This is a genomic window from Pantoea phytobeneficialis, assembly GCF_009728735.1.
Taxonomy (GTDB): domain Bacteria; phylum Pseudomonadota; class Gammaproteobacteria; order Enterobacterales; family Enterobacteriaceae; genus Pantoea; species Pantoea phytobeneficialis.
In genome coordinates, this window is record NZ_CP024636.1 from 1,893,680 (window position 1) to 1,917,034 (window position 23,355).

A 23,355-nucleotide genomic window follows, 5' to 3' on the forward strand; every position below is an offset into this window, starting at 1 on the left:
TGCCGGAAGCAATGTGAAGGAAAGAGTATGTTAAGCATCAAAGATTTACAGGTTAGTGTTGAAGACAAAGAAATTTTGCGCGGCCTGAACCTCGAAGTGAAGCCGGGTGAAGTGCACGCCATTATGGGACCGAACGGTTCCGGTAAAAGTACCCTGTCTGCAACCCTGGCTGGCCGTGAAGATTATGAAATCACCGGCGGTTCCGTAACTTTCAAAGGCAAAGATCTGCTGGAGCTGGAGCCGGAAGAGCGTGCGGGCGAAGGCATCTTTATGGCGTTCCAGTATCCGGTTGAAATTCCGGGCGTCAGCAACCAATTTTTCCTCCAGACCTCTGTGAACGCGGTGCGTAAATACCGTGAGCAGGAAGAACTGGATCGTTTCGATTTCCAGGACTTTATCGAAGATAAAATCCATCTGCTGAAGATGCCGGAAGATTTGCTGACCCGTTCAGTTAACGTGGGCTTCTCCGGTGGTGAGAAAAAGCGTAACGATATTCTGCAAATGGCGGCACTGGAGCCGGATCTGTGCATTCTCGATGAAACCGACTCCGGTCTGGATATCGATGCATTGAAAATTGTGGCAAACGGCGTCAACAGCCTGCGTGACGGCAAGCGTTCATTCATTATCGTCACCCACTACCAGCGCATCCTCGACTACATCAAGCCTGATCATGTGCACGTTCTGTATCAGGGCAAAATTGTGAAGTCTGGTGACTTTACGCTGGTGAAACAGCTGGAGGAGCAAGGCTATGGCTGGCTTACCGACGAAGAGTGATAACGCGCTGCAACAGTGGCATCACCTGTTTGAGTCGCGCGGTGACGTGCGTTCTTTGCAGGCACAGCAGCACTGGCAGCAACTGATGCGTCTCGGCTTGCCGACGCGCAAGCATGAAAACTGGAAATACACCCCGCTGGAAGGTCTGCTGGGGCAGCAGTTTGTGCTGCCGCAACCGCAGGAAGTGACGGCGGAGCAGGTGGAAGCCCTGGCGCTGCCGATCGAAGCGGTACGTCTGGTGTATGTGGATGGTCGTTTCCAGGCTTCGCTCAGCAGCCGTGACACTGGCCTGTTTGAGATCCAGCATTCGCAGGCCGCTGAACGTCGTCCGTTGCCGGCCCCGATTCAGCCGGAAGTGTTCCTGCACCTGACGGAAAGCCTGGCAGAAGAAGCGACCAGCATCCGTCTGGCGCGTGGTAAAGCGGCGGCATTGCCGTTGTATTTGCTGCACATTACCAGCGGCCAGGACGCGGGTATGAATACCGTACATCACCGCCACCATCTGCAACTGGAAGCCAGCGCAGAGGCGGAAGTGATTGAGCATTACGTCACCCTGAATGATGTCGCCCATTTCACTGGCGCACGTTTCACCTTTGACGTGGCTGAGAATGCCAAACTGTCGCATATCAAACTGTCGTTTGAGAGCGATAAGAGCTACCACTTCGCGCATAACGACGTGGTGATCGGCCGTGATGCGCAGGTCAGTACTACCAGCTTCCTGCTGGGTGCCGGGTTGTCACGTCACAACACCAGCGCACAGTTGAACGGTGAGAACACCAACCTTGCTATGAATAGCCTGGCGTTGCCGATTAACCAGGAAGTGTGCGATACGCGCAGCTACCTGGAACACAACAAAGGCTACTGCATGAGCCGTCAGATGCACAAAACCATCGTGCGTGACAAAGGCCGTGCGGTGTTCAACGGCATGATTAAAGTGGCTCAGCATGCGCTGAAAACTGACGGACAGATGACCAACAACAACCTGTTGATGGGGCGTCTGGCGGAAGTGGACACCAAGCCGCAACTGGAAATCTATGCTGATGACGTCAAGTGCAGCCACGGTGCTACCGTAGGCCGTATTGATGATGAGCAGATGTTCTACCTGCGTTCGCGTGGTATTGAAGAGTCTGCGGCTCAGCGTATGATTATCCATGCCTTTGCCGCTGAGTTGACTGAAAAGTTAGAGAATCCGGTTCTACGTCAGGCGGTGTTGCAGCGCATTGCTGCGCGCATCCCGGGAGTTGAGTCATGAGTTTCGATCTCGAACGAATCAGAGCGGAATTTCCGATTCTGAAACGCGAGGTCAACGGTCATCCGCTGGCTTATCTGGATAGTGCGGCCAGCGCACAGCGTCCGCTGGCCGTCATTAATGCGGAAAGTCATTTCTACCAGCACGGCTATGCGGCCGTGCACCGCGGCATTCACTCGCTGAGTGCCCAGGCCACTACCGATATGGAAAACGTGCGCACTCAGGCCGCGCGTTTTCTTAATGCCTCCTCCCCGGAAGAGATTGTTTTCGTCAAAGGCACCACTGAGGGGATCAACCTGGTGGCTAACAGCTGGGGTGGCAGTCAGCTGCAACCGGGCGACAACATCATCATTACCGAGATGGAGCATCACGCCAACATCGTGCCCTGGCAGATGGTTGCTGCGCGTACCGGTGCGGAAATCCGTGTGCTGCCCCTCAATGAGCAAGGTGAGCTGGCGCTGGAACAACTGGCAGGGCTGATCGACAGCCGTACCCGTTTGCTGGCGGTGACCCACGTTTCTAACGTATTGGGCACGGTCAACCCGGTGAAAGCCATTGTTGCCCAGGCGAAAGCGGCGGGTGTGGTGACGTTGGTGGATGGTGCCCAGGCGGTGATGCATCATGCGGTTGACGTGCAGGATATCGGTTGCGATTTCTACGTCTTCTCAGGGCATAAGATCTACGGTCCGACCGGGATTGGCGTGCTGTATGGCCGCAAAGCGCTGCTCGATATCATGCCTCCGTGGGAAGGTGGCGGTTCAATGATCGATCAGGTGCTGTTGCCCACCGGCACCACCTGGAATACCGCGCCCTGGCGTTTTGAGGCGGGGACTCCCAATACGGGTGGGATCATTGGTCTGGGTGCAGCCCTGAAATGGATCACCGATCTCGGGCTGGACACCATTCAGCAGCGTGAGTCGATGCTGATGCGTTATGCGCTGGATAAGCTGGCCTCGGTGCCGGATCTGACCATTTATGGTCCGGTCGAACGCAGCGGCGTGGTGGCGTTTAATCTTGGTAAGCACCATGCATTTGATGTGGGAAGCTTCCTTGACCAGTACGGCATCGCCATCCGCACTGGCCACCATTGCGCAATGCCGCTGATGCGTCATTATGCGGTACCCGCCATGTGCCGTGCCTCTTTTGCGCTGTATAACAGCGAAGAAGAAGCCGACCGTCTGGCGGCAGGTCTGACGCGAATTCATCGTCTGCTGGGCGGTTGAGCAGATTCAGGAGTATCAAATGGCAAATTTGCCAGATAAAGAGAGACTGGTGCGCAACTTCAACCGTTGCGCTAACTGGGAAGAGAAGTACCTCTACATCATTGAACTCGGGGCAAAATTACCAGAATCGTCCGAAAGCTTATATCAGCCGGAAAACGTGATTTCCGGGTGTCAAAGCCAGGTGTGGATCACCATGACTCCACAAACGGATGGTACTATTGCTTTTGAGGGCGACAGCGATGCCGCCATTGTTAAGGGCTTGATCGCCGTGGTATTTAGCCTGTATCAGGGGCTGAAAGCGGCAGAAATCCTGGACCTTGATGTGCGCTACTGGTTTGAACAATTAGCACTCACCCAACACCTTACCCCCTCACGTTCGCAGGGGCTGGAAGCGATGATTCGCGCTATCCGTCATAACGCTCAGACCCTCAGCTAAGATACACTCTCCAGACCCCGGCCAACCTGACCGGGGTCTGTTTCTTCCGACAAAGAGAAAATTGCATGAGACCAGCTTTACGTTTGGCCGGTGCATTGCTGTTGTCCTGCTGGGGACTCTCTGCACCTGCGCTTGCCACGGAATACCCTCTGCCCGAGGCGGGCAGCCGCTTAATTGGTGAAAATACCCTGACTGTGGTGCCGGATGATAAGCGGCCACTGGAAAGCATTGCCAGCCACTACAAGATTGGTTTGCTGGGGATGCTGGAAGCAAACCCTGGCGTTGATCCCTGGTTGCCGAAAGCCGGGACTCAGCTCACCGTCCCTTTGCAGATGCTGTTGCCAGACACGCCGCATGAAGGGATTGTGATAAACCTTGCTGAGTTACGTCTTTATTACTATCCCAAAGGGGAAGACCGGGTCATTGTCTATCCGATTGGCATTGGTCAGCTCGGCGCAGCGACGCCGGTAATGGTAACCAGCATCAGCCAAAAGATCCCCAATCCGACCTGGACACCCACACCCAATATCCGCAAACGCTACGCCAAAGAAGGCATCACCTTGCCGGGCGTGGTCCCTGCCGGCCCTGATAACCCTATGGGGCTGTTTGCCATGCGTCTGGCACGCGGTACCGGGCAATATCTGATTCACGGTACCAATGCGGATTTCGGTATTGGTATGCGCGTTAGCTCCGGCTGTATCCGCTTACGTCCGGAAGATATTGAAGCGTTGTTCGCCAGCGTGCCGAAGGGGACGCGTGTGCAGGTGATCAATCAGCCGGTGAAATATGCCATCGAACCGGATGGTAAGCGCTATATCGAAGTGCATCAGCCGCTCTCTCGCACCGATAAAGACGATCCGCAGACTATGCCGATTGCCTTAACTGCGCCGATGAAGACCTTCATGAATAGCCCGCAAAGCGATACTGCGTTGATTAAGGCTGCGCTGGAACGACGTTCAGGGATGCCGGTGCTGGTAAGCAGTGGTGAACCGGTGACGCAGGATACGGCGATGCCGCAGGTGGTGCAGTCTCAGCAGGGGAATGAAGCGGGGCGTGCGACTATCAGTGAGGCCAGCGGAACGACAGTGACCAAACCCTGACGGTGAATTCAGTACAAAAAAAATGGCGCCATAATGGCGCCATTTTTAGTACCAGAACTCTTACTTACGGTAAGAGTGAGCCTGGTTGTCCAGACGCTGGTTAGCACGAGCTGCGTCATCTTTAGCAGCCTGAACGTCAGAACGGATTGCGTTCACGTCGTTGCTCAGCTGGTCAACTTTAGCGTTCAGAGTCTGAACGTCTGAAGACAGCTGGTCGATTTTAGCGTTGCTTGAGCAACCAGCCAGCAGAGTTGAACCCAGGATTACCGCGCCCAGTACCAGTTTAGTACGATTCATTATTAATACCCTCTAGATTGAGTTAATCTCCATGTAGCGTTACAAGTATTACACAAAGCTTTTTGAGTTGAGAATAAATTTTTGCTGAGAACACGCTTAAACTTGATCGTTCGCTCAAAGAAGCATCGTTTAGCAGAAGATGATAAAAATATTTAGCTAAAACAGAGATATTTAATCGGATTAGCCTTAATTTTCCGGGTTTTTGAATAGTTATTATCGATTGGTAATTTCGTGCTTTTGTATTAGACCCGGAATAAAAAAAGCGCCCGAAAAGGGCGCTTTTTAATAAACATTCAAGCGAAAATCAGAGTACGTGTACAGATGCCGTGTTGGTGGTGCCACTTGGAACCAGTGCACCAGAAACCATCACTACCACGTCGCCTTTTTGCGCATAACCGCTCTCGAGCGCCATTTCTTTGCCAATACGATAGAAATCGTCAGTTGAGGCAATTTCTTTAACCAGGTGGGTTTCAACGCCTTTGCTCAGAATCAACTGGCGTGCGGTGGTGGCATTGGTCGTCAAGGCCAGGATGGTCGCATCCGGGAAGTATTTTCTGATGGCTTTGGCTGATTTGCCGCCTTCAGTGGCGACGACGATCAGCGGAGCTTCCAGCTTTTCAGCGGTCTCAACGGCACCACGGCACACGGCTTCCGTGATACGCAGTTTGCGTGAGTCCTGGAGCGAATCAATGCGTGATTTCATCACACGGTCGGTACGTTCACAGATGGTCGCCATAATAGTGACCGATTCCAGCGGATACTTACCTTTGGCGCTTTCACCAGACAGCATCACCGCATCGGTACCATCGAGGATGGCGTTTGCCACGTCGCCAGCTTCAGCACGGGTTGGACGTGGGTTTTTGATCATGGAATCCAGCATCTGAGTGGCGGTAATCACCACTTTGCGTGCTTTGTTGCACTTCTTGATCATCATCTTCTGCGCGAAGATCACTTCTTCAACCGGGATCTCTACGCCGAGGTCGCCACGGGCCACCATGATGCCGTCAGACGCTTCGAGAATTTCGTCGAAGTTGTTCAAACCTTCCTGATTCTCGATTTTAGAGATGATTTGAATGTGTTCGCCGCCGTGTTGTTTCAGATGCTCGCGAATTTCCAGCACATCAGAACGTTTACGGATAAAGGACGCGGCAACGAAATCGACACCCTGCTCGCAACCGAAAATCAGGTCACGCTTGTCTTTTTCCGCCAGAGCCGGCAGCTGAATGGAGACACCTGGCAGGTTAACGCCTTTATTCTCGCCGAGGTCACCGTTGTTCAGCACTTTACATACCACAGTATTTTCAGTGACTTCGATAACTTCCATGCCAATCAGGCCATCATCAACCAGCACGGTGTTGCCGATTTTCAGATCTTCAGTGAAACCCGCATAGGTGACGGCGACGCGCTCGCTGTTGCCAATGACGGACTGGTCAGTGGTGAAGGTAAAGGTCTGGCCTGCTTTTAATGGGGCATCATTGCCGCCTTCCAGTTTCATGGTGCGGATTTCAGGACCTTTGGTGTCCAGCAGAATCGCAGCCTGACGACCGGTTTTTTCCATGACAGCACGCATGTTGGTAATGCGCTGACCATGTTCGGCATAATCCCCGTGAGAGAAGTTCAGGCGCATGACATTCATGCCTGCTTCCAGCAGTTGAGTCAGCATCTCTTCCGATTCGGTTTTCGGACCGATAGTACAAACGATCTTGGTCTTTTTCATGTCAGCTTATCTGTAAGTTGTGATGGATGATAAAGGTTGGGATTCGATGCGCAGGCACCGAAGTGGAAATTCGTTTGGTGTTGATAAGGGCAATACAGAGTAAGAATAGGAGACGATAGCTAAGCGTGCAGGGAAGTTATGCGGTTCGCGAGAGAACCGACCAGGCGGTGTTGCGCAAATAATTTGAGTTCTCGCCATTAACACGTTAGCGCTGAAACCTTTCAAGTGGGACAACGCGGCATAGTATAGTCGCTAAGTATGCGAAAACCAATATGAAAGCAGTAAGATAAAACGATACAGATCAAGGAAGAGAGAGTTGCGCAACAGGAAACTGAAAAAGAGTGGTGCGCTCTAATGGACTCGAACCATCGACCCCCACCATGTCAAGGTGGTGCTCTAACCAACTGAGCTAAGAGCGCATTGTACCCGTGATACTTCAGGGTGAAGAAATGGTGCGTCCGAGTGGACTCGAACCACCGACCCCCACCATGTCAAGGTGGTGCTCTAACCAACTGAGCTACGGACGCACTTGGTGCGCTCTAATGGACTCGAACCATCGACCCCCACCATGTCAAGGTGGTGCTCTAACCAACTGAGCTAAGAGCGCAACACGCTGTCAGGGCGACAGCGGGGACGAATATTAACGGCAGGCAGATGAGCTGGCAAGGGGAAAAAGCGATTTTTCATCATGACTGACCAGCATCTGTGCTATGCGTCGTTTTTTTAGGCGTTGCGGGCCTTTTCCGGCCCGCTCAGCGACTTAGCGTGCTGCTCGCGTAAGAATCACCTGCGCAGGGAGGCGTTGCAAACGGCGAATGCGCCATAGCATCATCACTGCCGCCGAAGTCAGTCCGACAATAAAGCCACACCAAAAACCGGCAGGGCCAAGTCTTGGTACGACCAGATCAGTCAACGCCAGAATATAACCCACCGGCAGCCCCAGTACCCAGTAAGCGACGAGGGTAATAAAGAAGATAGAACGCGTATCTTTATAACCACGCAGGATACCGCTGCCAATCACCTGAATCGAATCAGAGAACTGGTAGATGGCTGCCAACAGCATCAGTTGCGCCGCCAGGGTGATCACTTCCGGGTTCGCGGTATACAGCGCCGCGATATGATGGCGGAAGGTCACGGTAAACAACGCGGTGAGAGCTGCCATACTGATGCCGACCCCTTGCGCGGTCCAGGCCGCGACCCGCGCCTGTTCTGTGGAACCCTGACCCAGGCGATAACCGACGCGAATGGTGGTGGCTACCCCGAGCGACAGCGGCAGGACAAACATCAGTGAGCTGAAATTCAACGCGATCTGATGCCCGGCGACTTTGACAATACCGAGTGGCGAAACCAGCAGCGCGACCACGGCAAACAATGTGACCTCAAAAAACAGCGCCAGTGCGACCGGCAGACCAAGGCCAAACAGGCGTGACAGAATGACCCGCGACGGGGTGGAGAAGGCGGTATTCATACGGATATCGCGCATGCTGCCCATACGTTTAAGCCAGAAGCGCATTACGATAAACATTACCCAATAGACGCTGGCGGTGGCGACGCCACAGCCCACGCCACCCAGCGCTGGCATGCCGAAATGACCATAAATGAACACATAGTTGAGTGGAATATTGGTCAACAAACCGAGGAAACCCAGCACCATACCGGGTTTGGTTTTCGACAAACCTTCACACTGGTTACGCGCCACCTGAAAAAACAGGTAGCCAGGCGCACCGAACAGCAGGGCATGGAGATAGCCTTCGGCTTTGGCGGCCAGCAGTGGATCAATATCATGCATGGCATGAATCAGATAGCCTGCGTTCCACAGTACCACCATGATCAGCAGCGCGACAAAAAACGCCAGCCAGTAACCCTGACGGACTTGTTCCGCGATGCGCTCACGTCGTCCCGACCCATTGAGTTGCGCAACGGTAGGCGTCAATGCCAGCAGCAAACCATGACCAAAAAGAATGGCGGGGAGCCAGATAGATGTGCCCACCGCAACGGCGGCCATATCCGTGGCGCTTACCGCACCGGCCATAATGGTATCCACGAAACCCATTGCGGTCTGAGCAACCTGAGCAAGGATGACCGGGATCGCAAGGGCCAGCAATTGACGCGCTTCTGTTAAATACTTCTGCACGTATCACCTGCATTTTAATAATAAGAAGAGAACGGGGAGAAATCCCCAAAGAATGCGCGGCCTAGTGTACCGGTCTGTTGACGCTTAGCCAAACTTTGTTCGCATTTTGTTAAAACGATTGTGTAAATTTCACGCGCCGCCAAATTAAACCCGAACGGGGCAGCTGTGATAAACTAGCGCAAACTTCGCAGAGGCTGAGATTATGTTTACTGGAATTGTACAAGGTACGGCAGAGATTGTTGCAATCGAAGAAAAAGAGTTGTTTCGCACCCATGTCGTGAAACTGCCGGAAGAGTTATTGCCGGGGCTGGCGCTGGGCGCATCAGTGGCGAATAACGGCTGCTGCCTGACGGTAACAGCGATTGACGGTGACCAGGTGAGCTTTGACTTAATCAAAGAAACCTTACGGATTACCAACCTGGGTGAATTGCAGGTGGGTGATGTGGTGAATATTGAGCGCGCTGCAAAATTCAGCGACGAAATTGGCGGTCATTTAATGTCCGGCCATATTATGACCACCGCAGAAATCTGCAAAATTATTCAGTCAGAAAACAACCGTGAGGTGTGGTTTAAATTACAGGACCCGGCGCAGATGAAATATATTCTGCATAAAGGGTTTGTCGGTATTGATGGTATCAGCCTGACGGTGGGTGATGTGACCAGGAGTAAATTCTGTGTGCACCTGATCCCGGAAACGCTGGAGCGCACCACGCTTGGCGCGAAGAAGTTAGGTCACAAGGTGAATATCGAGATTGATCCGCATACCCAGGCTATTGTCGAAACCGTTGAGCGCGTGTTGGCACAACGTGAAGCAGCCGCTCTGGCGCAGCAGCAGTCCGACGAGAGTGAATAACCTGGCATTCGTAGCGGCGCGATTTATCGCGCTGTTTTAAAAGCGCGTGATTAGTCACGCCGCTACAAAAGGGAGGTTAACGCGCGACGCGCAGGCCGCCCTCAGCCCCACGGCTGAAAACCACTTGCCACAGCTGAATATCACGCGCGCGGAATGCACCAGCGCAGGCATTGAGATAATAGCTGAACATGCGTTTAAAACGATCACCGTATTTTTCTGCCAGCTGCGGCCAGGCGTCAAGAAAACGCGCATGCCAGGCCATTAGCGTGGTGTCATAATCCGCGCCGAAATTGTGCCAATCTTCCATCACAAAATGTGACTCACTGGCATTAGCAATCTGGCGTACGGAGGGCAGGCAACCATTCGGGAAGATATATTTATCGATCCAGGGGTCAACATTCATATCGGTTTTAATTGCCCCAATGGTATGCAGCAGGAAAATACCGTCCGGCTTCAAATTACGATCGGCCACCTCAAAATAGGTCGCGTAATTTTTGGGACCGACATGTTCGAACATGCCGACTGAAACGATACGGTCAACTTGCAGATTCAGGTCGCGATAATCCTGCAACAGAATGGTGACGTCCAGACCGGCACAACGCTCCTGTGCCATCTTCTGTTGCTCTGCCGAAATGGTGACACCATGCACTTTCACGCCATAATTGCGTGCGGCAAACTCTGCCAGTCCACCCCAACCACAACCAATATCAAGCAATGTCATGCCGGGTTTCAGTTGCAGCTTGCGGCAAATCATATCGAGTTTGTCTTGTTGCGCCTGTTCCAGCGTCTCGGCCTCTTTCCAGTAACCACAGGAGTACTGCATAAAGGGATCAAGCATCAGAGAAAACAGGTCGTTTCCAAGATCGTAATGCTCTTTACCGACAATCCAGGCGCGTTTTTTCGATTGTAAATTGGTCAGACGCGCGGCTGCGATACGCAACGTGTCTTTAAAATGATGCGGTAATTGTTGATCCAGGTGGTGCTTCAGTACGCGGTGGAAAAACATGTCGAGATTTTCACAGTCCCACCAACCGTCCATATAGCTTTCACCTAAGCCCAATGAACCTTCTTGCAGGACCCGTTTAAAAAAATCCGGATGCTTAACCTGAATATCCCAGGGGCGAGTGCCATTAATGGCAATATCAGCCCGTTCCAGTAATTCATGGGCGATACGAAACCAGTGGTTTTCTTCAAGGCTCACTTCTTCTATACACGATGAACTCATAGCTTCTCCATCACCTTTCCGATTTCAACCTGAGAAAAGAATAGTCAATTTCTCCAGGCTTGTGAGAGAACTCACGGAAAATCCGTGCGCCAGATATCCGACGTTTTACAGAGGTATGAATCTGAATAGAAATGTCTGGCACAACACAGGGGAGAATATCGTGCAGACGCCATCCCAGCGACAGAGTCGCTTAATAGTAATACATTCATGTTATTGATTTGTTACAGAATTGCTGACCCACGCAGTATATGCTTACGTGGGTCAATATTCAACGACTTATCGTTAGGATGCTAACTAAAGTTGTTGCGTCAGTGATTATCTTCGCAGGCTAAGGAGTTGTGAGCAACATCACTTTGTGCGTTTGCCGTACGTTGCCAACCGAAACCGGCCCAGGCGAGTGCAACGGTAGCGAGCATCACGAGGCTGGTGCTATGCAGCGCTTGTTGTAATCCAGCGGAAACGACCAGGCTGGCGACAAAACATAATCCGAGTTGTAGCAAATTTTGCAATGAAGCAGCTTTGCCTGTTGCCTGGGGGAAGGGCAGCAGGGCACTGGCGACCACAATCGGATAGATAGCCCCATTTGCCAGCGCCATACCACAGAACGGCAACAGCAATGCCCACAGCGCGGGGGCGGAAAGCTGCGTAACCGCAAACAGGCTAAGAATGCTCAGGCTGTAGATCACCAGTAACCACGGCAGCAGTTGTTTCCCCTGAAAACGATTCAGCAGCGCGCGGCAGCCAAATCCACCGATCAGGAAGGCGATAGTTTGCGGCACATAACTCAGGCCAATATCTGCCGGTGATAAACCGGCATCGGCGAGGATAAAGGGCGAGCCGGTCAACCAGGCAAAAAAGCTGGCGGAACAGGCAGAGTAGATCAATACGTTGCCGCTATAAGTACGCGATACCAGCAGCGTCAGCCAGCCAGGCTGCGGCGCTCGCATGGTGTCGGCTCGTACGGGATTCGCCAGACGCAGGGTGCCAATAAGCAACACCAGGGTTATCAGTGTCAGCAGCAGAAAGATACTACGCCAGTGAAAATGGCCCATCAGCCAGGCACCGAGTAACGGGGCGAGCGCCGGAGACAAGGCGACCAGCGGCATAATGGTTGCAAAAACTTTGTTGGCCTGGTTTTGCGGATAACGATCCACCACCAGCGCCTGCCAGCTAACAGCGGCAGCGCAAACACCCAGCGCCTGCACAAAGCGCAGCGCCAGCATCAAACGGACGTCGCTCACCCACAGCATGCCCAGACAACCCAGGGCAAAAATCGCTAATCCCGCCAGCAGAACCGGTTTACGTCCGAAGCGATCTGACAGCGGTCCCCAGAAGACCTGCGCACAGGCAAAACCACCAAGGAACAGACTCAGACTGGCGCTGATGGTACCGGGGGCGGTAGCAAAATCCTGCTGCATGGCACCGAATGCCGGCAGGTACATATCCGTAGCAAGAAAGCCCAGCATGCTGAGTAAAGCAAGATAAGGCAGAAATCCTTTTGATGACAACATGGTAATTCTCTTTAGACAGGAAAACGCGGAGGAGTGTAAAAGCGTGCACCAGGTTTTGTGAAACGCTAATATTTGCGCGGTGCTATCAAAAAATTTGCAGGCAAAAATATGTGGTCTGAATATGCGCTTGAAGTGGTAGATGCGGTGGCCCGCAGCGGTAGTTTTAGTGCGGCAGCACAAGAGTTACATCGGGTGCCTTCTGCCATCAGCTACACGGTACGGCAGCTCGAAACCTGGCTGGCGGTGCCGTTGTTCGAACGTCAGCATCGGGAAGTGGTGCTGACGGCAGCCGGGGAGCATTTTGTCCGGGAAGGGCGTAGTGTTATCAAAAAAATGCTGGCGACGCGGCGGCAGTGCCAGCAGTTGGCAAATGGCTGGCGTGGTCAGCTGAGTATCGCGGTGGATTGCATCGTTAAACCTCATCGCACCCGACAACTGGTGAAGGATTTCTACCGCCACTTTCCCGACATGGAGCTGATTATCAGTTATGAAGTGTTTAATGGTGTCTGGGATGCACTGGCCGATGGGCGGGTCGATGTAGCGATTGGGGCCACTCAGGCGATCCCGGTCGGTGGGCGTTTTGCCTTTCAGGATATGGGCGCGTTGAACTGGCGCTGCGTGGTCAGCCCCGATCATCCGTTGGCAAAAAGTACCTTGTTGGATGACGAGACGTTGCGGGCCTGGCCTTCTCTGGTGCTGGAAGACACTTCGCGGGCGTTGCCGCGGCGCATGACCTGGACGTTGGATAATCAACGCCGGCTGGTGGTGCCGGAATGGGAAACCGGCGTCGACTGCCTGCTGGCGGGACTTTGCGTGGGGATGGTGCCGGGCCATTTAGCCCGGCCATTACTGGATAGCGGAGCATTAACCGAGTTACCGTTACCCACGCCGTTCCCGGATAGCCCATGCTGCGTCAGTTGGTCGGAACAACGGAACTCGCCAGCTCTGGGTTGGTTGCTGAGTTATCTCGGCGATGCCGAAACGCTCAACTATGAATGGTTGAGCGAAACGGAAACCTAGCGGCGGTAGTCGCGGAACGGGCCGTCAGCGACTGAACGGCGTTCAATTAGCGTTGGCTGAACTTCAATGGTTTGCGGTTCTTCACGTTTGCTGGTGATACGATCCAGCAGCATTTCCAACGCTTTTTCACCTAACTGAGCTTTGGGTTGATGAACGGTGGTCAGCGCCGGCGTGAAATAACGTGCGTTGCGCACGTTGTCATAGCCGATCACTGAGATATCCTGCGGGACCCGCAGACCCATTTCATCCGCAGCACAGATCGCGCCCATCGCCATGATATCGCCACCGCAGAACACAGCAGTCGGGCGTTGCTTCTGATTGAGGATCTGCTGCATCGCCTGATAACCGGATTCCGGTTCAAAATCGCCCTGCACAATCCACTCGGGCCGCACGGTGATGCCTGCCTCATTTAGCGCCTGCATGAAACCGGCATGGCGGCCACCGCCGGTGTTGCGCTCCATTTGTCCGGGGATGGCACCAATGTCACGATGACCGCGTTCAATCAGGTAACGCCCGGCGAGATAGCCGCCCTGAAACGCATTGTCCTGCACCGTATCGGTAAAATCGCCACGCGATGCGCCCCAGTCCATCACCACCATCGGGATATTACGGTTCTCTTCCAGCATGGTCAGCAGGTCGTCAGGGTATTCTGAACACATCACCAACAGGCCATCGACACGCTTCTGCGCCATCATCGACAGATATGCGCGCTGTTTTTGCAGGTCGTTATGCGCATTGCCCAGGATCAGCGTGTAGCCGCGATCGAAACAGTGATTTTCCACCGCCTCGATAATCTCGGCAAAATAGGGGGCTTCACTGGAGGTGGCCAGCAGCCCCAGCGTTTTGGTGTGGTTGACTTTCAGGCTGCGCGCCACGGCGCTGGGCGAGTAATGCAGCTCTTTGATCGCTTCCCATACGGCGTTACGCGTCTCTTCCGCGACAAAACGCGTTTTGTTGATGACATGCGAAACCGTGGTGGTGGAGACACCGGCGCGTTTCGCCACATCTTTAATTGTTGCCATGAAAATGGTACTCCCGGGCTTATCGCAACTAACTGATAAGTATATTGTTAAACGTTTGCGTCTGCTAATGGTTTTGCGCCCCGATTTTCGGGGCGAATGGCGAAGAAAAAGACATTAACACCTGGTCAATAACGCTTTAACTTGCCGCAAACACAGCGTGCGCAAAATCTGTTGCGCAACGAAAGGCGGCGATTCTAGCAAGCTGGCGCGGATAAGACGAGATTTTTGCCGGAGGCTGTGAGAAAATTACGATAACCCTTCATTTATTGTGACTAAGGAGTTGTGATGAGTACAGACCTGAAACTGGCGCTGTTTACCACTGTGGGCGCGCTACTAATGATTATCGTGTTCAGCTTCACCGCGATCCTTCATTAATAAAAAAGCCGGACCTGAAAATCAGGGTCCGGCTTGTTGTTTTATCGGGTATCGGGCGTTTTTTAGCGGATAGTTTTGGGGGTCATCATACGGCGTGCCCCGACGTAGTGTTTCAGCCAGTAATCCTCACCCAATGCACTGATTTGAATATCTTTACCGGTACGAGGCGACTGGATAAATTTGCCATTACCAAGATAAACACCGACATGATCGGCAGTGCCGCGATTATTGATGCGGAAGAACACCAAATCCCCTTTCTCCAGCATATCGCGCTTAATCGGTGCCGCATCCCGCAGGTGATACATTTCGTTGGCGGTGCGCGGGAATTTATATTTGACCAGGTCTTTGTAGGCGTACCACACCAGACCGCTGCAATCGAAACCGGTATGCGGTGAAGTGCCACCCCATTGGTATGGTTTACCAATCTGCCCCATCAGCTTGTTCATCGCGGTTTCGCGTGCTTTCTGATAGCGCTGACGGTGAGAATTGCTCATCTTGATGGTGGTCAAATCGCGGTCATCGTCCTGCTTCGCGCTTCTCTTTGCCAGACGTTGGTGACCATATTTTTTTGACGGTGATTTCAGCAGGGCTTTCTTGCTGCGGGTTTTATGCAGCGCCGTTTCCATTTTCGGCTGTTTTTTCAGCTTTAGCTTCTGAACACTGGTAGCAAGACGGGATTTTTTGGTGCTGGTTTTTACCGGACGTCGCTTGCGACGCTCATCTTCGCGCGCACTTTTTTTCTCAGCGTTATGCAAACTGGCATTGATGGGCGCATGCGGTGACGCAGAAGCCACATTAAAAAACAGTTGGGCGAAAGCCAGCATAAAAAGCGTAATGAGTAAACGCATAGTCCGGTACAGGTTAAGCAGTCTGAAGAAACAGCCCGCAGCTATGTTAGAAAAATCTGATCAACGATCAGCACCGAGATGATTCTAATCCAGTTTTTTTCTAAAAGGTAAGGCATTTTTCTATTAATGTGTTAGCAGAGTTGATATGGGGCAAAAATGAGCGATTTCAGCTGGTTAACCCAGCAGATATATTGCTAATTATTAATCGGTTCATGCTTAATCATGATATGAAAATGTTATTTATGGCACCGGAACTTAACAAACATGGCGATTGATGTGCCTGAACCGCAAAATCCCGTTTTAGTGCGGGGGTGAAATCGCTACAATAAACAAACACGAAGTGAGGAATTAAGGAAGGCAAAAATGAGTACTGTTGAGAAAATCCAGCGCCAGATCGCAGAAAACCCGATCCTGCTGTACATGAAAGGTTCGCCGAAACTGCCAAGCTGCGGTTTCTCTGCACAAGCGGTACAGGCTCTGTCTGCCTGTGGTGAGCGCTTCGCGTATGTTGATATCCTGCAAAACCCGGATATTCGTGCCGAGTTGCCAAAATATGCCAACTGGCCGACCTTCCCACAGTTGTGGGTTGATGGCGAGCTGGTCGGTGGTTGCGACATCATCGTCGAGATGTTCCAGCGTGGTGAACTTCAGCCGCTGATTAAAGAAACTGCTGAGAAGTATAAAGAAGCAGAATAAGCGTTAAGGCCGACAGTCGTCGGCCTTTCTTTTGGTCACTCGGCGGAGTCTTCTTCCGACAGTTCGTCACTGAACGCCAGTGGCCAGCCCCCCAGACGTTTCCAACGGTTCACTAACTCGCAAAACAGGATGGCGGTTTGTTCGGTATCGTACAGGGCGGAATGCGCCTGGGTGCTATCAAAATCCATCCCTGCCGCTTTACAGGCTTTTGCCAGCACCGTCTGACCCAATACCAATCCACTTAATGCCGCAGTGTCGAAAGTGGCAAACGGATGGAATGGATTACGCTTCAGACTCACGCGTTCCGCAGCCGCCATCAGGAAGTTGTGATCAAAGGTGGCATTGTGCGCCACGATAATCGCACGATTACAATGGCTGTCTTTCATCCCTTTGCGCACCATCTTAAAAATGGCATGCAGCGCATCATACTCGCTCACTGCGCCACGCAACGGGTTGCTGGGATCAATCCCGGTAAATGCCAGTGCTTCCGGGTTAAGAATCGCGCCTTCAAAAGGTTCAACGTTGAAATGAAGCGTCTCATCACAATGCAGCCAGCCGTCATCATCCATCTTCAGAGTAGTGGCGGCAATTTCTAACAGGGCATCGGTTTTGGCATTAAAACCGGCAGTTTCGACGTCGATCACCACGGGATAAAAGCCGCGAAAGCGTTGATGGAGAGCGTTTAAGGCGTTCGATTCAGACATCAGGATCTCATAGCAATAAATGGGGCAGCGCGCATTATGGCAAAAATTGCGGGAGGGTGCAGCAGGAGAGGTGGGTCAGCCGGTAAAAGTACAGGCTGACCTTGCAACAGGTTAGTTGCCGATGCCGTGTCCGGCATGTTTGTTTTCGATCAGCTCGATTTTATAACCATCGGGATCTTCAACAAACGCAATAACCGTGGTGCCGCCTTTAACCGGACCGGCTTCACGCGTCACTTTGCCACCGGCATGACGGATTTGGTCACAGGTGGCAGCAACATCATCAACGCCCAGCGCAATATGACCGTAGGCGTTACCAAGGTCATAGCTATCCACGCCCCAGTTGTAGGTCAGTTCAATCACCGCACCTTCGCTCTCTTCGGTGTAACCGACAAATGCCAGCGTGTATTTGTATTCCGTGTTCTCGCTCTTGCGCAGCAGACGCATACCCAGCACTTGGGTATAAAACTCGATTGAACGTTCCAGATCGCCAACGCGTAACATGGTGTGAAGTAAACGCATAACATCCTCTTTTAAAAAGCACAAAAGCTAAGTATAGCGAGTTAACGCTACGAAAAAACAGCGCTGCCGCACATTGGGGCGGCAGCGGGGAGATTTTACAGAGTAGGGTAGTCGGTATAGCCTTCCGCACCACCGCCGTAGAAACTCTCCGGGCGTTGTGGGTTAAGCGGCGCATCGTGTTGCAGGCGCGCAACCAGGTCCGGGTTGGCGATAAAATCACGGCCAAACGCGACGGCATCGATCAGACCACGCTGAATCAGGTCATCTGCTTTCTCAACGCTATAGGCACCGGCACCAATGATCACCCCTGGGAACAGGGCGCGAACTTTCTCGCGGAAAGCATCGCTGTAGGGCTGACCGCCAGCCCAGTCCGGTTCTGACAGATGCAGATACGCCAGCTTGCGTTTACCCAGTTCCGAGATGTACCACAGCGCAGCGGCTTCTTCATCCGGACCGTTTTCCAGGTTCTGGAAGGCACCAATCGGCGAAATGCGGATACCAATACGGTCGGCTGACCAGTTGGCAATAGCCGCATCCACCACTTCCAGCGCGAACCGACCACGCTTCGCAATCGAACCGCCGTATTCATCAGTACGTTGGTTCGAACCAGGGGCGAGGAACTGGTGCATCAAATAACCGTGCGCAGAGTGCAATTCCAGCAGATCAAAATCGGCTTCGCGCGCATTGGCTGCTGCCTGACCAAAATCTGCCACAATCTGCTTAATTTCTGCCACGCTCAGTTCGCGCGGCAGCGAGGTATCTTCACGATAGACGCTGCCATCAGCGTGGCGTAACGACGTACGCGTACCGGCGGCCAGGGCGGAAGGAGCGACGGGTGCCAGACCGTTTGGCTGCACACTATGATGAGAGATGCGGCCGGTGTGCCACAGCTGGACAGCACTGTGACCCCCTGCGCCATGAATGGCTTCGTTAATTGCTTTCCACGCGGCGATTTGCTGCTGCGTATGCAGCCCCGGCGCACCTGCATAACCTTTCGCCTGGAAAGAAATTTGCGTTGCTTCGGTGATAATCAGACCCGCGCTGGCGCGTTGCTGATAATACTCAGCCATGAGCGGAGTCGGAATGTCGCCTGGCTCAATGCTACGCAGACGCGTCAGCGGGGCCATGAAAACGCGGTTAGGTACGGTAATCGCACCCACTTTCAGTGGGGAGAACAGCTGTTTACTCGCCATGTTGACTCCTGTATTAGACCGGTCGTCTAGAAATTGCGGTTTTTAAAATCAGTGGCTACTCAGCCACTGCTCAATGGTTTCGAGCGCCAGGCTGATGGGGCCAGGTTCTCGTGATATTTTGCTTTGCAGGCTGGCACCCAGCCAGAGCAAATAACAACGCTGGGCCAACTGTTGCGGGCTCTGACCATAAGGCAGCGCCTGCTCTGTAGCCACTTCTTGCAGGCAGCGAGCGTAAGCGCCAATTACAGCATTCGCGCCCTGTTGCAGTGCATCGCGCATCGGCTCAGAGAGATCGCACACTTCGGCAGAGAGTTTCACGCCCAGGCAACCCATAATATGGCCCTGCTCGATAAATCCGTGTTCAGCGCTACGGAAGTGTTGCAGGAAGCGCTCTCGTGCTGTTGTGCCTGGTTGATTCAGTTGGCGCTCAATCATTTGCAAATGGTGGACAAAATAACGCTCCAGCAGGGCAACGCCAAAGGCTTCCTTTGAGCGGAAGTAATGATAAAACGAGCCTTTCGGTACTTCCGCCAGCGTCAGCATCTCGCTGAGGCCCATGCCGGTGAAACCACGTTGCAGACAAACCTGCTCGCCGGTCGCGAGCAGGTGTTCTCGGGTTTCGTTGCGTTGTTGAGTCTTGTTCATGTGTCGCAGAGTAGTAGACCAGTCAGTCTAATGCAATCTTTAACTCAACGTCTGGCACGATCTGATCATGTCCAGCCTGGGTTGATATTCGCCGGTCTGGATGTTGAACATGCCCAGCAGGGTATGGAACAGGTTATCCTGTGATACCGGAGTCTCCGCTGCCTGTTGACGTAAACACCCCTGATTAACGTGATACGCGGCGGCGTAACCGGGTGACATCCACATCAACAATGGGATATGTGTTTGCTGTGAAGGAGCAAACATATAGGGTGCACCGTGCAGATACATGCCGTGTTCACCCAGCGATTCACCATGATCGGAGAGATAAACCATCGCCACGTTGAAACGGTCACTTAACGCTTTCAGTTTGTCGATAGTACGACTCAGCATGTCGTCGGTGTAGAGCAGCGAATTATCATAGGTATTGACCAGGGCCTGATGATCGCAATCCTGAATCTGATTGCTGTCGCAGGTTGGCGTAAAGCGGCGGAATTGGCTGGGATAGCGCTGATAATAAGCCGGACCGTGGCTACCCATTTGATGGAGCACGATAATCCCGTCGTTCTGCAAACTGGCGGTATAGTTATCGAGGTTATGCAGCAACACATCGTCGAGACAAAAACCGTCGTGACAATATTGTGTCAGATTCCACATTGTCATGTCGGTATGGGGCACACGGTCGCAGGCACCTTTACATCCGCCGTCGTTTTCGCGCCACAGCACGCTCACCCCGGCATGCGCCAGCACATCGAGTAGGCCTTCCTGATGGTGTGCCAGATTGGCGTCGTATTGTTCGCGCGGCATGTTGGAAAACATGCAAGGTACGGAAACGGCGGTTTCAGTGCCACAAGAAGTAGCGTGCGGATAATAAATAACTTGCTGTTGTTTTAACTGCGGGTTGGTGTCGCGTTGATAACCGCCGAGGGAAAAGTCTTCCGCACGGCCGGTTTCACCCACCACCAGCACGACCAGGGTTTTTTTCTGTTCGGCCGCGATTAACGGGCCTTTGTGTGCATCCTGGCCAATTTTGACCAGTTGCTGGCTACCCTGTAACCAACGTTGATCGACGTAGTGGCCGGTGCCGCTAACGATATTCGCCGGAGTGATCATTTTAACCAGGCCTTTGTTGTTGCGGATCAACGAGGCATAGTCTTTATAAAACAGCACGGCCATCAGCAAAATGATCAGCAGTGCGCCAAGTGCACCCGCCAAACGTTGCAACAAACTCCACCACCAACGTTGCCCATTCTGAATACGAATGCTGCTGATAACGGCGACTGGCAGAATGCCCATCAACAGCATCCAGACCACCCAGGTTCGGCTGATTAATGCACCGGCTTCTTGTGCATTCGACTCAAACACGTTTTCGATCATGTTGGTGTCAATGACCGTGCCAAAGCTATGCATAAAGTAGTTGGCAGCGGCACTGGTCAGTACCAGTACGATCAACAGGGGTTTACGGATAAATGGCCAGGCGATCAGGCTAAAAATAAAGTAGAACGCCGAAATCAGTACCACAGGGATACTGGCGGCAAACAGATAATCATGCAGTCGATCGTAGGTGATAATTTGCCAGGCGCGGAAGACAAACAGGCCATTTAAGACGATGGCAAAGAAGAGAGCAGCACCAAAATTAAACCAGGTCGAGTGACACTGTAACTTATTCGGGAATTTCATGGAAACTCTATCAGAAAACGGAATGTCGCCAGAGTAGAGACAAAATATGAGGAAAACCTTAACGAAAGCTCAATGCAGTTACCGGCGGTACGACCTGTTTGGTAAACAGGAGTTACCCAATCTGGGTAAGGATAATTAATTGCGTGGAATGTAGACCAGGGGCGTTTACTCTTTGCACAATGCCACTAAGCTGTTATCAATATGCTGCAAACCCATGACGTCGGAGTTGAAGTGGCCGAGCAACTTGAGTTTTTTCCCGTCCCCAGTCCCTGCCGCGGCATTTGCCAGAGCGATGAACGCGGCTATTGTCGTGGTTGCCTGCGCAGTCGTGAAGAGCGGTTTAACTGGATGCAATACAGCGATGCGCAGAAACGTGATGTGCTGCGTTTGTGCCGCCAGCGTTGGTTGCGCTTACAACGTAGCCAGAAGAGTGAACAACCTGACGAACCGCAACAACCCTCACTGTTCTGAGCATCTCACCAGGTTACTTTCCGTTATACTGCCGATTCATCATTCGGAATTGTGTTTTAAGGGAGAACCTTGATGCTACAACCGCAACAGATTGCCCCGCAGGGACCGACGTTTTCACCGCTGATCATGGGTTACTGGCGTTTAATGGAGTGGGGTATGACGGCCCAGCAATGCGTACAATTTATTGAGCACCATTTGTCGCTGGGGATCACCACCGTTGACCACGCTGATATTTATGGTGATTACCGTTGTGAAGCCACGTTTGGTGAAGCACTGAAACTGGCGCCAGGTTTGCGCGAAAAACTGCAAATCGTCACCAAGTGTGGCATCGCTACGCGTGCCAAAGCGGAACATCAGATTGGTCATTACATCACCGAAGCGCGGCATATTTTGCAAAGTGCGGAAAACTCGCTGCGGCACTTCGGTACTGATCACCTTGATCTGTTGTTGATTCACCGTCCTGACCCTTTGATGGATGCGGATGAAGTGGCTGAAGCCTTTCTTGCTTTACATCAGAGCGGCAAGGTACGTCACTTTGGCGTCTCCAATTTCACACCGACACAGTTTACGCTGTTGCAGTCGCGGCTCCCTTTTACTCTGGCGACGAACCAACTGGAAATTTCGCCTCTGGAGCAGTCGACCTTGCTGGATGGAACCCTGGATCAATGCCAGCAGTTACGCATGCGACCGATGGCCTGGTCGTGTCTTGGCGGCGGTCGTCTCTTTAACGATCCGCATTACCAGCCGCTGCGGGATGAGCTTCATCAGATACAGCAGGAAATCGGTGCCAGCAATATTGAACAGGTGGTTTATGCCTGGGTCATGAAACTGCCAAGTCACCCCTTGCCCATTATTGGTTCCGGCAAAACGGCCCGTGTCAGTGATGCGGTCGCCGCCTGTCAACTTACGCTCGATCGCCAGCAGTGGTTCCGCATTCGCAAGGCGGCGTTGGGTTACGATGTGCCCTGAAGCGTAAAAAAGCGTCAAAATCCGGCAGCCAGAACAAAAAGCGTCCAGGCTTACAGGGAAGCTAACCATAAGGAGATGTTATGAATAGAATCCTGATTGCTGTTCTGGCGCTGTTAACGAGCGGCGTTGCGCAAGCAGCGTCGGAACAGGTGACGCTGCATACGGTTACCGAGCACGGTATTGGTGCGGCTATAGGGAAAGTCACCCTCAGTGAAACGCCCTGGGGGCTGGAGTTTACCCCCGAACTGACGGGCCTGGCGCCGGGTGTGCATGGTTTCCACATCCACGCAAAAGGCAGTTGTGAACCGGGAGAGTCGGGAGGTAAAACGGTAGCGGCGGGTGCAGCAGGTGGGCATTTTGACCCGGGCAACACCGGGAAACACCTCGGACCCTATGCCAACGGTCATCTCGGCGATCTGCCGGCATTATTCGTCACCGATAATGGCAACGCTGACTATCCGGTATTGGCTCCGCGCATCAAATCCCTGAATGAAATCAAAGGGAAGGCATTGATGGTGCATGTTGGAGGCGATAATCACGCCGATCATCCCCTGCCGCTGGGTGGCGGTGGCGCGCGTTTTGCCTGCGGTGTGATTTAACACGGTGGCGGCAATTTCCCTGCCGCCCTGATTTGCGTAACCAGACGTTTCTTCATTGATTTTTGTATTGTTCCCGTGGTTTTTTCCCGCCTATGATA

General features: G+C 52.7%; 24 protein-coding genes and 3 tRNA genes. 12 read left to right on the forward strand and 15 right to left on the reverse strand.

Annotation, left to right across the window (positions count from 1 at the left end):
* The first annotated feature begins 27 nt into the window (after positions 1–27).
* From sufC to CTZ24_RS08845, 5 genes are all read left to right on the forward strand, one after another.
* Positions 28–774 (forward strand): Fe-S cluster assembly ATPase SufC, encoded by a 747-nt coding sequence (gene sufC, locus CTZ24_RS08825; RefSeq protein ID WP_021185257.1) that lies wholly within the window; start codon positions 28–30, stop codon positions 772–774.
* The gene (gene sufD, locus CTZ24_RS08830) at positions 749–2,026 is read left to right on the forward strand and encodes a Fe-S cluster assembly protein SufD (protein ID WP_208725331.1); all 1,278 of its coding nucleotides are present in this window, start codon (positions 749–751) and stop codon (positions 2,024–2,026) included. Before sufC ends, sufD begins: the two co-directional genes overlap by 26 nt.
* Complete coding sequence (sufS, locus tag CTZ24_RS08835; protein ID WP_021185255.1) at positions 2,023–3,246, forward strand: cysteine desulfurase SufS; 1,224 nt, start codon at positions 2,023–2,025, stop codon at positions 3,244–3,246. Before sufD ends, sufS begins: the two co-directional genes overlap by 4 nt.
* A gap of 19 nt (positions 3,247–3,265) precedes the next feature.
* A complete protein-coding gene (sufE, locus tag CTZ24_RS08840) occupies positions 3,266–3,682 on the forward strand; it encodes a cysteine desulfuration protein SufE (protein WP_021185254.1) in 417 nt (138 codons plus the stop codon).
* Between the two features lie 65 nt (positions 3,683–3,747).
* Positions 3,748–4,782: a L,D-transpeptidase family protein gene (locus tag CTZ24_RS08845; protein WP_208725332.1), complete on the forward strand. Its 1,035-nt coding sequence runs from the start codon at positions 3,748–3,750 to the stop codon at positions 4,780–4,782.
* Between the two features lie 60 nt (positions 4,783–4,842).
* On the opposite strand, the gene CTZ24_RS08850 is transcribed toward CTZ24_RS08845, so the two are convergent.
* From CTZ24_RS08850 to CTZ24_RS08875, 6 genes are all read right to left on the reverse strand, one after another.
* Complete coding sequence (locus tag CTZ24_RS08850; protein ID WP_007374746.1) at positions 4,843–5,079, reverse strand: major outer membrane lipoprotein; 237 nt, start codon at positions 5,077–5,079, stop codon at positions 4,843–4,845.
* Positions 5,080–5,383: 304 nt separating this feature from the next.
* Positions 5,384–6,796 carry a pyruvate kinase PykF gene (gene pykF / locus CTZ24_RS08855; protein WP_208725333.1) on the reverse strand — a complete coding sequence of 471 codons (1,413 nt, stop codon included), beginning with the start codon at positions 6,794–6,796 and terminating at the stop codon, positions 5,384–5,386.
* Positions 6,797–7,138: 342 nt separating this feature from the next.
* Positions 7,139–7,215: transfer RNA gene (locus CTZ24_RS08860), tRNA-Val, on the reverse strand.
* 31 nt (positions 7,216–7,246) lie between these two features.
* Positions 7,247–7,323 (reverse strand) — tRNA-Val (locus tag CTZ24_RS08865).
* 3 nt (positions 7,324–7,326) lie between these two features.
* Positions 7,327–7,403 (reverse strand) — tRNA-Val (locus CTZ24_RS08870).
* Between the two features lie 153 nt (positions 7,404–7,556).
* The gene (locus CTZ24_RS08875) at positions 7,557–8,930 is read right to left on the reverse strand and encodes an MATE family efflux transporter (protein ID WP_208725334.1); all 1,374 of its coding nucleotides are present in this window, start codon (positions 8,928–8,930) and stop codon (positions 7,557–7,559) included.
* A gap of 202 nt (positions 8,931–9,132) precedes the next feature.
* Between CTZ24_RS08875 and CTZ24_RS08880 the strand changes: the two genes are divergently transcribed.
* Positions 9,133–9,783, forward strand: a complete 651-nt coding sequence (locus tag CTZ24_RS08880) for a riboflavin synthase (protein WP_021185250.1) — start codon at positions 9,133–9,135, stop codon at positions 9,781–9,783.
* A 76-nt stretch (positions 9,784–9,859) separates the two neighbouring features.
* On the opposite strand, the gene cfa is transcribed toward CTZ24_RS08880, so the two are convergent.
* Positions 9,860–11,008, reverse strand: coding sequence for a cyclopropane fatty acyl phospholipid synthase (gene cfa, locus CTZ24_RS08885; RefSeq protein ID WP_021185249.1), 1,149 nt, complete (start codon positions 11,006–11,008; stop codon positions 9,860–9,862).
* Positions 11,009–11,316: 308 nt separating this feature from the next.
* Positions 11,317–12,519, reverse strand: a complete 1,203-nt coding sequence (gene punC / locus CTZ24_RS08890; RefSeq protein WP_208725335.1) for a purine nucleoside transporter PunC — start codon at positions 12,517–12,519, stop codon at positions 11,317–11,319.
* 108 nt (positions 12,520–12,627) lie between these two features.
* Between punC and punR the strand changes: the two genes are divergently transcribed.
* On the forward strand, positions 12,628–13,539 hold the full coding sequence (gene punR, locus CTZ24_RS08895) for a DNA-binding transcriptional activator PunR (protein ID WP_208725336.1): 912 nt from the start codon (positions 12,628–12,630) through the stop codon (positions 13,537–13,539).
* Here the strand turns inward: punR and purR are convergent.
* Positions 13,536–14,561 carry an HTH-type transcriptional repressor PurR gene (gene purR, locus CTZ24_RS08900; protein ID WP_021185246.1) on the reverse strand — a complete coding sequence of 342 codons (1,026 nt, stop codon included), beginning with the start codon at positions 14,559–14,561 and terminating at the stop codon, positions 13,536–13,538. The two genes, punR and purR, sit on opposite strands and share 4 nt — an antisense overlap.
* 285 nt (positions 14,562–14,846) lie before the next feature.
* Between purR and cydH the strand changes: the two genes are divergently transcribed.
* The gene (cydH, locus tag CTZ24_RS08905; RefSeq protein ID WP_150105780.1) at positions 14,847–14,936 is read left to right on the forward strand and encodes a cytochrome bd-I oxidase subunit CydH; all 90 of its coding nucleotides are present in this window, start codon (positions 14,847–14,849) and stop codon (positions 14,934–14,936) included.
* Positions 14,937–14,998: 62 nt separating this feature from the next.
* Here the strand turns inward: cydH and CTZ24_RS08910 are convergent, their stop codons facing one another.
* Entirely contained in the window at positions 14,999–15,784 is a 786-nt protein-coding gene (locus tag CTZ24_RS08910) for a C40 family peptidase (protein WP_021185245.1), read from the reverse strand.
* 363 nt (positions 15,785–16,147) lie between these two features.
* Between CTZ24_RS08910 and CTZ24_RS08915 the strand changes: the two genes are divergently transcribed.
* Positions 16,148–16,480: a Grx4 family monothiol glutaredoxin gene (locus CTZ24_RS08915; protein WP_021185244.1), complete on the forward strand. Its 333-nt coding sequence runs from the start codon at positions 16,148–16,150 to the stop codon at positions 16,478–16,480.
* A gap of 35 nt (positions 16,481–16,515) precedes the next feature.
* Here CTZ24_RS08915 and rnt read toward each other — a convergent pair whose 3' ends face one another.
* From rnt to eptA, 5 genes are all read right to left on the reverse strand, one after another.
* On the reverse strand, positions 16,516–17,184 hold the full coding sequence (rnt, locus tag CTZ24_RS08920; RefSeq protein ID WP_021185243.1) for a ribonuclease T: 669 nt from the start codon (positions 17,182–17,184) through the stop codon (positions 16,516–16,518).
* A 111-nt stretch (positions 17,185–17,295) separates the two neighbouring features.
* Positions 17,296–17,703 carry a lactoylglutathione lyase gene (gene gloA, locus CTZ24_RS08925; RefSeq protein ID WP_021185242.1) on the reverse strand — a complete coding sequence of 136 codons (408 nt, stop codon included), beginning with the start codon at positions 17,701–17,703 and terminating at the stop codon, positions 17,296–17,298.
* A 95-nt stretch (positions 17,704–17,798) separates the two neighbouring features.
* Positions 17,799–18,896 (reverse strand): alkene reductase, encoded by a 1,098-nt coding sequence (locus CTZ24_RS08930; protein WP_021185241.1) that lies wholly within the window; start codon positions 18,894–18,896, stop codon positions 17,799–17,801.
* Between the two features lie 48 nt (positions 18,897–18,944).
* Positions 18,945–19,541 (reverse strand): TetR/AcrR family transcriptional regulator, encoded by a 597-nt coding sequence (locus CTZ24_RS08935; protein ID WP_208725337.1) that lies wholly within the window; start codon positions 19,539–19,541, stop codon positions 18,945–18,947.
* Positions 19,542–19,580: 39 nt separating this feature from the next.
* The gene (gene eptA / locus CTZ24_RS08940) at positions 19,581–21,218 is read right to left on the reverse strand and encodes a phosphoethanolamine transferase EptA (RefSeq protein ID WP_208725338.1); all 1,638 of its coding nucleotides are present in this window, start codon (positions 21,216–21,218) and stop codon (positions 19,581–19,583) included.
* 201 nt (positions 21,219–21,419) lie between these two features.
* On the opposite strand from eptA, the gene CTZ24_RS08945 reads away from it, so the two are divergent.
* The 3 genes from CTZ24_RS08945 (at position 21,420) to sodC (ending at position 23,257) form a co-directional block, all read left to right on the forward strand.
* The gene (locus tag CTZ24_RS08945; protein ID WP_021185238.1) at positions 21,420–21,689 is read left to right on the forward strand and encodes a DUF1289 domain-containing protein; all 270 of its coding nucleotides are present in this window, start codon (positions 21,420–21,422) and stop codon (positions 21,687–21,689) included.
* A gap of 72 nt (positions 21,690–21,761) precedes the next feature.
* A complete protein-coding gene (locus CTZ24_RS08950) occupies positions 21,762–22,658 on the forward strand; it encodes an aldo/keto reductase (RefSeq protein WP_208725339.1) in 897 nt (298 codons plus the stop codon).
* An 80-nt stretch (positions 22,659–22,738) separates the two neighbouring features.
* Positions 22,739–23,257 (forward strand): superoxide dismutase family protein, encoded by a 519-nt coding sequence (sodC, locus tag CTZ24_RS08955; protein ID WP_208725340.1) that lies wholly within the window; start codon positions 22,739–22,741, stop codon positions 23,255–23,257.
* Positions 23,258–23,355: the final 98 nt, after the last annotated feature.

What these genes read in the sequence shown, in the direction of transcription:
- CTZ24_RS08910 (WP_021185245.1), bottom strand. Translation starts at nt 15,784, where the DNA reads ATGCGTTTACTCATTACGCTTTTTATGCTGGCTTTCGCCCAACTGTTT.
- punC (WP_208725335.1), bottom strand. Translation starts at nt 12,519, where the DNA reads ATGTTGTCATCAAAAGGATTTCTGCCTTATCTTGCTTTACTCAGCATG.
- sufE (WP_021185254.1), top strand. Translation starts at nt 3,266, where the DNA reads ATGGCAAATTTGCCAGATAAAGAGAGACTGGTGCGCAACTTCAACCGT.
- CTZ24_RS08850 (WP_007374746.1), bottom strand. Translation starts at nt 5,079, where the DNA reads ATGAATCGTACTAAACTGGTACTGGGCGCGGTAATCCTGGGTTCAACT.
- CTZ24_RS08945 (WP_021185238.1), top strand. Translation starts at nt 21,420, where the DNA reads ATGCTGCAAACCCATGACGTCGGAGTTGAAGTGGCCGAGCAACTTGAG.
- CTZ24_RS08935 (WP_208725337.1), bottom strand. Translation starts at nt 19,541, where the DNA reads ATGAACAAGACTCAACAACGCAACGAAACCCGAGAACACCTGCTCGCG.
- sufD (WP_208725331.1), top strand. Translation starts at nt 749, where the DNA reads ATGGCTGGCTTACCGACGAAGAGTGATAACGCGCTGCAACAGTGGCAT.
- CTZ24_RS08950 (WP_208725339.1), top strand. Translation starts at nt 21,762, where the DNA reads ATGCTACAACCGCAACAGATTGCCCCGCAGGGACCGACGTTTTCACCG.
- sufS (WP_021185255.1), top strand. Translation starts at nt 2,023, where the DNA reads ATGAGTTTCGATCTCGAACGAATCAGAGCGGAATTTCCGATTCTGAAA.
- pykF (WP_208725333.1), bottom strand. Translation starts at nt 6,796, where the DNA reads ATGAAAAAGACCAAGATCGTTTGTACTATCGGTCCGAAAACCGAATCG.
- eptA (WP_208725338.1), bottom strand. Translation starts at nt 21,218, where the DNA reads ATGAAATTCCCGAATAAGTTACAGTGTCACTCGACCTGGTTTAATTTT.
- sufC (WP_021185257.1), top strand. Translation starts at nt 28, where the DNA reads ATGTTAAGCATCAAAGATTTACAGGTTAGTGTTGAAGACAAAGAAATT.
- punR (WP_208725336.1), top strand. Translation starts at nt 12,628, where the DNA reads ATGTGGTCTGAATATGCGCTTGAAGTGGTAGATGCGGTGGCCCGCAGC.
- CTZ24_RS08930 (WP_021185241.1), bottom strand. Translation starts at nt 18,896, where the DNA reads ATGGCGAGTAAACAGCTGTTCTCCCCACTGAAAGTGGGTGCGATTACC.
- sodC (WP_208725340.1), top strand. Translation starts at nt 22,739, where the DNA reads ATGAATAGAATCCTGATTGCTGTTCTGGCGCTGTTAACGAGCGGCGTT.
- CTZ24_RS08880 (WP_021185250.1), top strand. Translation starts at nt 9,133, where the DNA reads ATGTTTACTGGAATTGTACAAGGTACGGCAGAGATTGTTGCAATCGAA.
- gloA (WP_021185242.1), bottom strand. Translation starts at nt 17,703, where the DNA reads ATGCGTTTACTTCACACCATGTTACGCGTTGGCGATCTGGAACGTTCA.
- CTZ24_RS08915 (WP_021185244.1), top strand. Translation starts at nt 16,148, where the DNA reads ATGAGTACTGTTGAGAAAATCCAGCGCCAGATCGCAGAAAACCCGATC.
- rnt (WP_021185243.1), bottom strand. Translation starts at nt 17,184, where the DNA reads ATGTCTGAATCGAACGCCTTAAACGCTCTCCATCAACGCTTTCGCGGC.
- purR (WP_021185246.1), bottom strand. Translation starts at nt 14,561, where the DNA reads ATGGCAACAATTAAAGATGTGGCGAAACGCGCCGGTGTCTCCACCACC.
- CTZ24_RS08845 (WP_208725332.1), top strand. Translation starts at nt 3,748, where the DNA reads ATGAGACCAGCTTTACGTTTGGCCGGTGCATTGCTGTTGTCCTGCTGG.
- cfa (WP_021185249.1), bottom strand. Translation starts at nt 11,008, where the DNA reads ATGAGTTCATCGTGTATAGAAGAAGTGAGCCTTGAAGAAAACCACTGG.
- cydH (WP_150105780.1), top strand. Translation starts at nt 14,847, where the DNA reads ATGAGTACAGACCTGAAACTGGCGCTGTTTACCACTGTGGGCGCGCTA.